Annotated in this window: 9 protein-coding genes and 1 other RNA gene; 3 read left to right on the top strand and 7 right to left on the bottom strand. The window is 68.0% G+C overall.

What is annotated here, in order from left to right; translation table 11 throughout:
* Positions 1 to 20: 20 nt before the first annotated feature.
* Positions 21 to 1,919 carry a transketolase-like TK C-terminal-containing protein gene (locus tag ACOEQ1_RS09480; protein ID WP_419759002.1) on the bottom strand — a complete coding sequence of 633 codons (1,899 nt, stop codon included), beginning with the start codon at positions 1,917 to 1,919 and terminating at the stop codon, positions 21 to 23.
* 205 nt (positions 1,920 to 2,124) lie between these two features.
* Here ACOEQ1_RS09480 and ACOEQ1_RS09475 point away from each other — a divergent pair, with 205 nt between their 5' ends.
* A complete protein-coding gene (locus ACOEQ1_RS09475) occupies positions 2,125 to 2,898 on the top strand; it encodes a DUF4142 domain-containing protein (RefSeq protein ID WP_419759001.1) in 774 nt (257 codons plus the stop codon).
* Here ACOEQ1_RS09475 and rsmA read toward each other — a convergent pair.
* The 5 genes from rsmA to lptF are packed head-to-tail and all read right to left on the bottom strand — an operon-like array spanning position 2,895 to position 9,767.
* Positions 2,895 to 3,758, bottom strand: a complete 864-nt coding sequence (rsmA, locus tag ACOEQ1_RS09470) for a 16S rRNA (adenine(1518)-N(6)/adenine(1519)-N(6))-dimethyltransferase RsmA (protein WP_419759000.1) — start codon at positions 3,756 to 3,758, stop codon at positions 2,895 to 2,897. The two genes, ACOEQ1_RS09475 and rsmA, sit on opposite strands and share 4 nt — an antisense overlap.
* 4 nt (positions 3,759 to 3,762) lie before the next feature.
* Positions 3,763 to 5,067 carry a peptidylprolyl isomerase gene (locus ACOEQ1_RS09465; protein ID WP_419758999.1) on the bottom strand — a complete coding sequence of 435 codons (1,305 nt, stop codon included), beginning with the start codon at positions 5,065 to 5,067 and terminating at the stop codon, positions 3,763 to 3,765.
* Between the two features lie 23 nt (positions 5,068 to 5,090).
* On the bottom strand, positions 5,091 to 7,400 hold the full coding sequence (locus tag ACOEQ1_RS09460) for an LPS-assembly protein LptD (protein WP_419758998.1): 2,310 nt from the start codon (positions 7,398 to 7,400) through the stop codon (positions 5,091 to 5,093).
* An 11-nt stretch (positions 7,401 to 7,411) separates the two neighbouring features.
* Positions 7,412 to 8,524, bottom strand: coding sequence for an LPS export ABC transporter permease LptG (lptG, locus tag ACOEQ1_RS09455; RefSeq protein ID WP_419758997.1), 1,113 nt, complete (start codon positions 8,522 to 8,524; stop codon positions 7,412 to 7,414).
* Between the two features lie 4 nt (positions 8,525 to 8,528).
* Positions 8,529 to 9,767, bottom strand: a complete 1,239-nt coding sequence (gene lptF / locus ACOEQ1_RS09450) for an LPS export ABC transporter permease LptF (protein ID WP_419758996.1) — start codon at positions 9,765 to 9,767, stop codon at positions 8,529 to 8,531.
* A 140-nt stretch (positions 9,768 to 9,907) separates the two neighbouring features.
* Between lptF and ACOEQ1_RS09445 the strand changes: the two genes are divergently transcribed.
* On the top strand, positions 9,908 to 10,576 hold the full coding sequence (locus ACOEQ1_RS09445; RefSeq protein ID WP_419758995.1) for a hypothetical protein: 669 nt from the start codon (positions 9,908 to 9,910) through the stop codon (positions 10,574 to 10,576).
* A gap of 7 nt (positions 10,577 to 10,583) precedes the next feature.
* Here the strand turns inward: ACOEQ1_RS09445 and nudC are convergent, their stop codons facing one another.
* On the bottom strand, positions 10,584 to 11,507 hold the full coding sequence (gene nudC, locus ACOEQ1_RS09440; protein WP_419758994.1) for an NAD(+) diphosphatase: 924 nt from the start codon (positions 11,505 to 11,507) through the stop codon (positions 10,584 to 10,586).
* Positions 11,508 to 11,591: 84 nt separating this feature from the next.
* Between nudC and ffs the strand changes: the two genes are divergently transcribed.
* Positions 11,592 to 11,690, top strand: an RNA gene (gene ffs, locus ACOEQ1_RS09435) — signal recognition particle sRNA small type.
* Positions 11,691 to 11,715: the final 25 nt, after the last annotated feature.

Below are 11,715 nucleotides of genomic sequence, written 5' to 3'. Positions count from 1 at the left end.
CTTGTCCTTCCGGACAGTTCCTACAGCTTCTTCTTGACCGCGAGCACCAGGGCTTCCGGCGTCACCCTGAAATACTCGCCGGGCCGGGCCGCCATCAGGCCGAGGCTCGCGGCCCCGATGAACTGGCCCTGCGACCCGAGCCAGCGGCCCCAGCCGAAATCCGATCCCGCCTCCACACCGATCCGCGGCGCGTCACCCAGCACATCCGCCCGGTAGGCTTCGTTCTGACTAGCGAACAGAGACCAGCATGGCAACGATACGACCGCCACCGTGATCCCGGCCTCCGCCAGCAGCGTCCGCGCCTCCATGGCCAGCGTGAGTTCCGCGCCGCTCGCAATCAAAGTCGCAGCGCGCGCTTCATACAAGCCCGCGGCGACATAGCCGCCCCGCGCACAGGCGTTCTCGTTGCTCTCCTCGCGCCAGCGCGGCACCGGCTGCGTCGAATGGATCATGACGCTCGGGCCGTCGTCCCGCTGCAGGGCCAACTCCCAGCACTCGGCGGTCTCCACCGCGCAGGACGGGCGGAACACCTGCAGGTTCGGGATGGCGCGCAGCGACGCCAGAGGCAAGGCCGCCGCCGCCGCCGGGTCCATGTTCTGCTCGACCAGCACATGCACCATCCGGCGTCCGTCACGGGCCAGCGGCCGTATCGTCTGCGGCAGGCAATCCGCCCCGGTCGCGCTCGTTTCTGCGACCACCGTCAACCCGCCGTGGCTGGTAACACCTGCCAGCACTCCTGCGAGCGCCGTCTCGGCGGTGCCGAAGGCGATGTGGCGCCCGCCATAGTCGCCCGCGTCCAGCGGCACCGCCCCCGGCAACGGTGCCGTCGCCTGTTTCGCGACGGAGGCGGCGGCCGCGCCCACAAGGTCCGGCACCACGGCCGCCATTGCCTGGGTGAAGCGGTGGCCCGCGGTCAGAGGCGACAGCGGCTCGGTGATCTCCGAAAGCCGCGCCCGTTCGGCCCGCGCCGCATCGCGCCAGCCATCGGGCAGCCGGCCATTCATCACCCGCTCGAAATCCGCGGCCTGGGCGTGGCGGGCGAGCCGTTTCAGCCAGCCCCTGCGCGCGGCCGTGTTGCGGGCGCCCGCCGCCTTCCAGGCTTCCCGCACCTCGTCCAGGATCGAGCGGTCGGCGGTGATGCCGCGGCCGCTCGCCCTCGGCGCGGTCGGCGGCTTGCGGCAAGCGATGATGAGCGGCTTGCGCGCGCGCAGCGCGATGGTGAAGGCGGCGGCGATCGCTGCCGGGTCCTGCGCGCCGACCCGTTTCGTGGCCCAGCCCCACCCGGCGAAACGTTCCAGACAATCATCCGCGGGAGACGCGGCCCCGGCCGGGGGCGTGTCGTCGACGATGATGGCGAGCTTGGCGAGCTTGAACTCGTTTGCGAGGTTCGCCGCCTCGTAGCTCAGCCCACCGGTCAGTTCGGCGGGCGTCGCGATCAGCCAGGTGCGGTGATCGACCAGGCTTTTGCCGAAGCGCGCAGCCATCATCCGCTCGGCCAGCGCCTGACCGACCGCGAAGGCCAGGGCTTGGCCCGGCGGCGCGAAGATCGGGTCGAGCCCCGGCAGGCCGGCGGCCAGATCAGCGCCTTCGATCCCCGCGAGGTCGAGGATGGCGTGAACGAGTGCCGCATGCTCCCGCCGCGCGAGGATGACGCGGTCCCGGTCGGCCCAGGCGGGGTCGGCGGCGTCGAAGCGCAGCACGCGCGTCCACAACGTGGTGCCGATCTCCACCAGCGGGCTCGCCGCGACCTCCATCACCGAGGCCCCGGCGCCGTTGAGAGCGGCGGCACGTCCCATGAGCACCGTCCGCACGGCTTCCGCCAGTCGCTGCTGCCGTTCGGGCTGACGCGCCTGAGCAAGCGGGGTCGCATCGACCGCAGGCGGGGGCTTGCGGGTGAAGATGTCCGCCAGACGGGTCACCAAACCTCCTTGTGGGGTGTGTCGGTCGCCGCGAGAGCGCGTTTTGAACTGCCGGCCTGGCTTGGGCAACCCCTCCAACCGGAGCAACAGCCGGTTTCTCCGCCATTATCGTCACGGCGAGTTGTCTTTCATCCTCAGCCTGCCCGCCAATTTGATGGGCATTCACGTGTGTCCTGCACACGCAACTTGGCTACAGGAGACGAGAATGAAGAAAAACTGGTTGATGGCGACATTGCTGAGCGCGGGCATGTTCGCCGGTTCCGCCACGGTCGTCATGGCCCAGGCCGTCCCCGGGCAGAACGCGACGGCACCCACCGGTACGGGCGCCGCGACACAAGCCATCACGCTGAAGCCGGGTCAGGAGATGGGCACGAACACGGTGCAGCCCGTGGACACTGCAGGCAATCCGGACGCGTCCGCGCAGGATGCACATTTCGCTCTACGAGCTTCCGCCGGCGGCATGGCGGAGATCATGATGGGTCATCTCGCCATGCAGCGTGGCCAGACGCCAGCCGAGCGCCGCTTCGGCCAGATGTTGGTCAGCGACCATACGCTCGCGGACAATCAGCTTTCTCCGATGGCGCAGACGCTCATGCTGCGGACGGCCACTCATCCGGCTCACATGCAGCAGGCGATGTATCAGCAACTGATAGCCGCCCCGGCCGATCAGTTCGACGCGATGTTCAACCAGGACATGATCGCGGCTCATCAGGAGACGATCGCGCTCTTCAAGACGGAATCTCAATCGGGTGAGAATCCGCAACTTCGGCAGTTCGCGGCGATGACTTTGCCGGTTCTCTATAGGCATCTGCATGTTGCCGAGCGCCTGTCACCGACGCAGGGCTCCGGGACCTCGAGCATGAGCAGCATGCCGGCGATGGGGCAGCCTGCGGCGAGCGACACGATGATCCACGGCAACCCCGACCACTCCGCGGATCAGCTCAACGCTCAGGAACTGACGAAGAGCAACCCGTCCTAGACCGGCTCATCATCGGCGGCCGATCGCAATAGCTTCGCGAGGCGGTCGAACTCTTGGATGGATAGCGTTTCCGCGCGCCGCGTCGGGTCGATACCGGCGCGGCGCAACAGTGCTTCCCCCCCTATCGGCTTCAGCGAGGCGCGCAGCATCTTCCGGCGTTGTCCGAAGGCGTGCTGCGTGAGCCTCTCCATCGTGGCGAACAGCTCGGGCGGGGGTTGTTCGGCCTTCGGCAGGAACCGCACCACGGCGGAATGAACCTTCGGCGGCGGCGTGAAGGCTTCGGGTGGCAGCCTCAACGCAAGCGCCACGTCGCAGGTCCATTGCGCCAGCACCGCCAAGCGCCCGTAGGCGGCGGTATCGGGAGCGGCGACGATCCGCGCCCCCACCTCTTCCTGGAACATCAGCGTCAGCCGCTCGAACGACCCGATCTGGCGCAGCCACCCGACGAGCAGCGGCGTCCCGATATTATACGGCAGGTTTGCAACGATCTGCCGGGGCGCCGGGACCAGCTGGGTCAGATCGAGCGCGAGCGCGTCGCCGCTGATGACCGTCAGCCGGCCAGGGTGGAACGCGGCCAGTTCTTCCGCGGCGGCGACGCCACGGGGGTCGATCTCGATCGCCGTGACATGCGCCGCATTGCTCGCCAGAAGAGCCCGCGTCAGTCCGCCCGGTCCTGGCCCTACCTCGATCACCTGCCGTCCCGCGAGATCTCCGGCGACGGAGGCGATCTTGGCGGTCAGGTTGAGATCGAGCAAAAAATGCTGACCGAGCGCGTGCTTTGCCCGGAAGGCGTGGCGCGTGATGATGTCCCTCAGTGGCGGCGGCGCGCCGGGCACTCCGCCGCCGGGCTCTTCGCTCACGCCATCAGTCTTCCATGATCTTGATGCTGCTCTGGCGATGGAGCTGATCCAGCGTCTGCTGCGCCGCAAGCCCGACCCGGTTGTTGAACAACTGCTCGGCGACCTGCTCCCGGCTCGGCAGGCCGGCAGCCTGCGTCCCACGGCTGCAGATCATCACGAGGGTGACACCGTTCTGGGCGAGCAGCGGCGGGCTCGGCTGGTTGACGGGCAGGCGCTCCAGCAGCGTCTGGAACTGCGGCGGCGTCACCTGGGCGAGGTTCACCGGCCCGGGGTCGGACGGCTTGATCCCGCCTGCCGCCCGGTTGGCGGCCTCCATATCGCTGCAGCTATGGGCCGAGGTCTGAATGCTATGCAGCCGCACCATGGTTTGGCGTTGCTGTTCGGTCGGGTTCTGCTGGTCGAGCGGCGAGGTGAAGGGCAGGAACACCTGACGCACGGTAAGCACGACGTCGGCCGGGTCCGACGCCTGGACCGCGCCTGCCTGCTGGCGGCCGCGCAGCTGCACGATGACCAGCCCGCCCGCAACAGGCACCGGATTGCTGATGGCGCCCACCGGCATCTGGTTGACGAGTTGCGCCACCGCCGGGTCGAGCTGGTCGCCGCCGACCCATCCAAGCGCGCCGCCTTGCAGCGCGGTCGCGCCCTGGCTGAACTGCGCGGCGATGATCGGGAAGGACCCGCCCGCCCGCAGCTCGGTGATGACGGTTTCGGCGAACTTCTCGGCGCCGGCTTCGGCGGCGGGGCTGTTCACCGGAATGAAGATCTCGCCCACGTTGTATTGCGGCTGCGCGCCGGCCTGCTTCATCAGGCTGAGCTGCCGGTTGATATCGGCGTCGCTCGGCCGGCCCAGTTCGCCGACCACCTGGCGCAGCACCTGCGTCCAGCCAAGTTGCGTCCGCACCTGCGCGATCAGGGTGTCGGGATCGACGCCGAGCGCCTCGAGTTTCCCGCGCAACTGGCCGGGCGCCATGTTGTTGTTGCGCTCGATGCTGCCGATGGCGGCGGCGACCTGCTTGTCGGGGATCACGATGCCGCGCCGCTCGACTTCCTGTATCTCGAGCCGCTCATTGATGAGTTGCTGAAGGATCTGGGGCCGCAGCCTCTGCAGAACGTCGGGCGAGAGCTGCTGGCCGGTCGCCAGCGCAAAGAAGCGGGCGCGGGCATCGACGTCGTCGTTGGTGATGACGTCGCCGTTCACTACGGCGGCGATGGTGGCGCTCTGCGCCTCGGCCCGCGGTGCGGCGAGCGCCACGAAGGCAAGCCATGCCGGCAAGGCCAGCAGGCAGATGAGTTTCAGGCGGAAGGACATGGCCTGGTATTAAGCTCCCGAAGCTAAAGCGCGTTGAAGCCGATGGCGCCGATCGTTTTCAAGGTCACGGTCAGCAGGACGGTCGTCGACCCGGAGTCGGTGCCGATCGTGGTGTTGACGCGCGAGAACAGCAGCCCGATGCCCAGGCAGTCGTTCTGCCAGCCGCCGGAGAAGTTCGTGCTGTCGAACTGTCCGGTCTCGATGTTCCGCTGGAACGAGGTGCTGAAGGTCCACTGCTTGTAGGCGGTCGAGAGACCGAAGGTCACCTCGCTGCGGGGCAGGTAGTAGCTCGCCGGCGGCGGGCTGCCGTCATAATAGTAGTAGGGGTTGACCGCCGAGTAGAGGTAGCCGGCGGTGATCCGCAGCAACGGGCTGCCCGCCGACACGAAGGTGTCCGTGTACCGATCCTGCAGGCTCGTATGGCTCAGCCGCGTCCGGTAGACGAAGTCGAGCCAGGCTGTCGGCGTGTAGGTCAGCCGCGCCACGATATCCGAGACGTTGTCGTTGAGGCCCGAGCCGGGCGCGAAGGTGTCGTCCTTGTGGGCGCGATAGGACTGGCCGATGAGCCCGTCGATGGTGCCCCCGTTGCCCAGGAACCACTCGCTTTCGAGGCCGAGATTGGCGCGCATGCCGTTTTCCAGCCGGTCGATGCCCGGATACTTGTTGAAGCCGAACAGGTTCGCATCGGTGAACTGGAAGTCGTAGCTGTCCTCGTTCGGAATGTTGGTCTTGTCGATGTTGTTGCCGATGATTGGCGCGCCGATGAGCTGGACGATCGGCTGGAAGAGCTGCGAGCCCAGGAACCCGCTGTCGTTCATGATCGGCCAGCGGTAGTTGAGAGCGACCTGCGGCAGAGCGCGGCCTTCCGAGGCGGACGACCGGTTGGCGTCGTAGTTCGGATAATTGTTGAGGCCCGTGGCATTGTACGCGGCGGCATCGATGTGGAAGACGGTGCTCCAGAGTTCGCCCAGGTTATCCTGGAACGGGAGTGAGTAGTCGCTCGAGATCGCGGCCCGTTCCGTGTTGGTGCCGCTCGTCCGCCGGATGTTGAGGGCATTGGCATTGACGGAGAAGGTGCCGCCGAGGCTGTCCGGCTGGCCGGTATAGGAATAGACGCCGTAGGGCAGGACCAGCGGCAGGTCGCTGTCGGTGACGCTGCCGACGAGGCCCTGGAAGAAGCTGGTTTCCAGGCGGGCATAGGAGCCGTCGCCGAAGCCCTCGAGGTAGAATTCGCTCTGCAGCTCGTTGGCGTTGGGCAGGATCGAATAGTCGTTGAGGTAGTTGACCGAGGAGGCGCGCTGCACGTTGAAGCCGGCGCGCCAGGACGGGTTGAGATCGAACAGTCCGTTGGCGAACAGCGCGCCCTGAAGGCGGCCGTTGTCGAGCCCGGATGAGGCGTCGACCTTCAGCGTGCCGAAATTGAAGTCCTGGGCATATTTCACATCGCCTGCCAGCCCGTCCTTGGTGGAGATGATCGGGGTGATCGTGGCGTCGGCCGAGTTGTTGATGACCCAATAGTATGGAAGCGCCGCGAAGGCGCCGAGATGGGTGTTGAAGCCGGCGTCGGGGATGAGCAGGCCGCTCATGCGCTTGGCGCTCGGGTCGGGGTGCGAGAAGTACGGGAACCAGAGGATCGGAACGCCATAGATTTCCATCGTCGCATCGCGATATTCGATGAGGTGGTGCTGCACGTCCTGGGTCGCGCTGCGGGCGGTGATCTGCCACAGCGGGTAGCGGTCGGGATGCTTCGCGCAGACTTCGCAGGCGGTGTAGACGGCGCGGGTGAGCTCGTTGATCTCGCCCCCGGTCCGGCGGCCGCCGTTGGCCGCGAGCTTGGCATTCAGCGGCAGGGTGATGTTCACGGCGCTCATGATGCCGTTGGTCATGTTCTGGCTGAGCTCGGCATAGTTCGAGTAGACGATCTGGCCGTCCGGCGAGACCAGCACGACATGGCCGATGGCGTCCGCGATGTTGCTGTTGCGGTCGTACAGCACGCGGTCGGCGAACAGCACGTGGCCGGCCTGCCACGCCTCGACATGGCCCGACAGCGTGACGATGTTCGTCTTCTGGTTGTAGTCGATGCGGTCGGCCTGGAAGGTGACGGGCTGGCGCCTGTCGAAGGTGACGCCAGTGCCCGGGACCGCCGCCGCGTCGGACGCGGGTTTCGCCCAGGCGCCGCTCATCAGGCTCGGCGCGCAGCTTACCCCCACCAGCACAGCCGCCAGGATGCCGCGCCGCAGACGGGCCCAGCCTCCTCGGATCGGGGGACAGGGCTTCAGCGCCTGCTTGCGGCGGCGCCGGGGTCCTGATTTGGTCTGGCGTTTCTTGGACATCGGGCGGACCCTCAACCGTCTTCGAGATGCAGAAGCAGCGACAAAGCGAGCATCAGCCCGGCGGCGGCGGGTGCCCAGGCAGCGAGTAGCACGGGCAGAGCGCCGGACTGCCCGAACTGTTGCGCGATCTGCGACAGCATGAACAGGGCAAAGCCGGAGGCGACGCCGCCGCCTATCATGCGCGCGATTCCGCCTCGCCGGCTGCTTTGCATGGAAAACCCGGCCGCGACCAGGGACATGGTGGCGCAGAGCAGCGGCAGGGCGAGCAGCGCCTGGAAGCGCAGGCGGTGCGCGACCGTCGAGAAGCCCGCATGCGCGAGCACACGGATGAAGCCCGGCAGCTGCCAGAAGGAGAGCGCGTCGGGCGCGGCGAAGCTTTGCTGGATGCGGCTGACGTTGAGGTCGGTCGGCAGGGACATGGCGCGTGGCGGCGTCGGCATCTGGCCCGGAACCAGCAGCCGCGCGTTGGCGAGCAGCCAGGCGCCGGGCAGCAGCTTGGCGTTCCCCGCCTCGATCCGGTCGATCATCTTGTCGTTCGGGCCGATGCGGAAGACGGTCAGAGGTCCGGTCGTTAGCACGCGGTTTCGCATCATCACGCCGGTCGCGTGGAGGATCGCGACGCCGCCTTTGAGACCTGAGTTGTCCGCCTGACGCAGCCAGAGCTGGCCGCCGTTGAGGGCGAGCGGGCCGCCGCCGGCGTCGAGGAAGTTCTGTTCCAGCGTGTCCGCCCGGGCGTAGAGCGCGGCGGAAACCGGGCTGACGGCGCCGATCCCGAGAAGGCCGATGGTGAAGGCGCAGAGAATCGGGCCGAGCAGGAACTGCCAGGCCGAGAGCCCCGCGGCGCGCGCGACGATCAGTTCGGAGGAGCGGCTGAGGCGCCAAAAGGCCCAGATGCCGCCGAGCAGCACGGCGAAGGGCAGGATCTCGAGCACGGCCCAGGGCACGCGCAGCGCCGCCATCTCGACGATGAGGCCGAAGGTCGCCTCGGGGCGGGAGGCGGAACGCCGCAGCAGTTCCAGAAAATCGAACAGGGAGACGAGGCCGGTGAGGCTCGCCAGTACGGCGACGACCGAGATCATGAACAGCCGGCTGATGTAGATCGCGAGGATCCGGGACAGGAACACGCTGTCAGACCTCGGTCTTGCCGACGCCCACGCTGGCGCCGGTGCCCGTCGTGGTGCCTCTGGCGGTGCCGGTCATGGGCGGTGCGGGTGCGATCGGCGCGACGGCGGCGGGCAGGTGGCGGGGCACGCGGATGCGTTCGGGGCGCAGCAGCAGCCATGCGGCGACGACACCCGGCAGGATCGCCTGAACCCAGATCAACGGGATGAAGGCGCTCTGTCGCGCGGCGAGGTTGTTGACGCTCAACCCCAGCGCGACGAGCCCCACGGTGATGCCGACCCCGATGAGCGGCCGGGCGAACCCGCCATGGCGGCGGAAGCCGCCGGTCAGGACCGAGGCGAGGGCGACAAGGGCGTAGGAGATGGCGGTGAGCGGCGCGGACAGCCTCCGGTGGGCCTCGGCGCGCCATTTCGGAATGTCCTGAGGCCTGATCTCGCCGGGTGCGGGGTGCAGCAGCTCGTGGATCGAGACCTCCGAGTCGTCGCGGAAGTGGTCGTCGCCGCCGCTGGCCGTCTCGGCCAGGTTGATGACGTTCTCGCTGAATGTGAGCAGGTTGAGGCGGCCGGTCTTCTTGTCCACCTCCTGCCGCGCGCCGTTGAACAGGATGACGCGGGGGCCGAGCGGCCCGGGGACGATACGGCCGGCCTGGGCGATGATGGTCGCGGCATCGGCCGGGTTGCGCTCGTCATCCACCAGGATGCCGTGCAGGGTGCCGTCCGGGTCGCGGTGGCGGACGTAGACGGTGAGGTTGTTGGCGATCGTCGTGAACACGCCCTCCTGCAGCAGGAAGGCCGCGATGCGGTTGCGGATTTCGAACTGGTATTCGCGGAAGGCCGTGAAGCTGGACGGGACGATCCAGACGTTGAGCCAGAAGCAGAGGATCGCCACCCCGACCGCCAGCACGATCGTCGGCTTGGCGAGGCTGAGCGGGGATTGTCCGGCCGCCCGCATGACTGTCAGTTCGCGGTCGCCTGCCAGCCGCTGATAGACGAACTGCACGACGACGAAGGTGGTGATGGGCAGGATGACGGCGACGAAGCTCGGCACCAGCAGGGCCGTCAGCCGCAGGAAGACGAACGGCGAGAGCCCGCGGTTGACGATCAGCTCGACGAAACGGAGCGACTGGGTGAGCCAGATGAGGGCGACGAGGGCCACGGTCACGGCCACCAGCGCCAGCAGGATCTGGCGAAAGATGTAGCGGTCGAGCCGGGTGAGCGGGCTGCGGAAGGGGGAGGCGAAGGCCATTCTCGGTATTCTTGTCCTTGTCTTCCGGCCGGTTCCTCGACGAGGCGCGCTTGTACCCGAGCCGGCGGCGTTTCACAAAAGCGCCACCAATCCACCGGCTTGGCCTGCCATCAAGTCGCGGCGACGGCTATAGCGCTGTGATGAAAAATCCGAAGGCTTTGCCGCCTCGGCCGGCCGCGCCCCATCCGGCCGCGCCCCATCCGGCCGCGCCCCATCCGGCCGCGCCTCGGCCGGCCGCGCCTCAGCGGCCCCCGGTCAGAACCTTCGGCCGTCGCCTGCGCGATGCCCTGCTGCTGCCGCTGGCCCTGATTCTGGTGCCGATCGACTGGGTCTTGCGCGAGAGTGCCCGCCTGCTGCGGCGGTGGCGTCCGTTGCGCCAGCTGGAGGCGCGGCTCTCCCGCTGGCCGGCCTGGGCGATCCTGCCGTTGTTCCTCATTCCCGAGGGGATGAGCCACGTCGGCGGGTTCTATGCCGCCTATCTTCTGGCGCATCGGAAGGTGCTGGCGGCGACCATCGTCGCCGTCTTCATCAAGGGTATCGGTCTGCTGATCGCCCTCTGGATCTACCAAGCGTGCCGCCCCGCCCTCATGACGATCGGCTGGTTCGCATGGACGCATGGCAAGCTTGAGGCAGCCCGCCAGTGGGCGCTCGGCAAGTTCAGGCCCGCATGGCGCCGCGGCTGGCGCCTTCTGCGCCGCCTGGTTCTGGGACATGCGGCGGTGGAGGGTGAACCGGGAACGGCTCATGCCGGCCGGCGACTGGCAGCGATCCGGGCGCAGCTGCTGAAGCGCCTGGGACGTTTAGGCTAGCCTCGGCTCAGCCGGCCAGCCAGTCCTCGATCAGCCGCCGGGCGATGCTGTCCGCACCCGGCAGGCGGAAGCCGTGCGCCTCCGGGTCGCGGCACATGGCGCGGGTGAACCAGCGCGCATCCGTCAGTTCCTCGTCGCGGAACTCGATCGCCTCCGTGAGCCCTTCGCCGTAAAACCCCAGCATGAGCGAGGACGGGAACGGCCAGGGCTGGCTCGAATGGTAGGCGACCTCGCCGACGCGCACGCCGGTTTCCTCGTAGACCTCCCGCCGCACCGCCTCTTCGAGGCTTTCGCCCGGCTCCACGAAGCCCGCGAGCGTCGAATACATGCCCTCCGGAAAGCGGCTCGCATGGCCCATCAGGATGCTGTCATTGCGGATCACGAGCATGATGACGGCGGGATCGCTGCGCGGGAAGTGGTCGATGCCGCAGCCGGTGCAGTGCATGACATGGCCCGCGCTGGCCGGCACGCAGGGGTTGCCGCAGACGCCGCAGAAGCGTGTGCGGCCCTGCCAATGGATGAGGCCCCGCGCATAGGCCAGCACCGACGCCTCGCCCGCCGGCAACAGGCCGCCGATGCTGCGGATATCGGCGAAATCTCCGTCATCCTCGGCAAGCAGGCTTTTCGGCGTCTCGTGCTGGCCGAGGTCGACGGCGAAGACCGGCCGGCCGTCCCACAGGCCGAGGAACAGCCAGCGATGCGGGTCGCTCTCCCAGCTCAGGGCCTCGGCGGTGGAGTAGAATCGGGCGCGCTGGTCCCGGAACAGGTTTTGCGCCCGCCACACCGGCGCCACGATGGCCTGTGGAGAGGCGAGGGAAGCGGCGATGAACTCGGCGTCCGATCGTCGCTCGGCCATGCGGTCCAGCGGGCTGCCGGTATAGACGTTGTCGCGGGACGGGCGCACGGGGCTGAAAGTTTGATCGTTTGGCACAAGCGTCCTTCGCATGGCACGCGCAACGCGACAACCCGCCGTGGTGCTTGCGGCGGTCACATCGCGCGCGTAGATAACCGGGCAGGGGGGTCGGCGGCGGACGTGCGCCTCGCCAACCCGGTCAGGTCCGGAAGGAAGCAGCCGCAACGAGTTTCCGCTCGGGTCGGCGTCCGGCCCCCCGCTTCAGATCAGCTCACGGCGATCTCTT

Source organism: Acidisoma sp. (assembly GCF_965199065.1).
Lineage (GTDB): Bacteria > Pseudomonadota > Alphaproteobacteria > Acetobacterales > Acetobacteraceae > Acidisoma.
The sequence above is the reverse complement of the archived record's forward strand: the minus strand, read 5'-3'. Positions and strand labels throughout refer to the sequence as shown.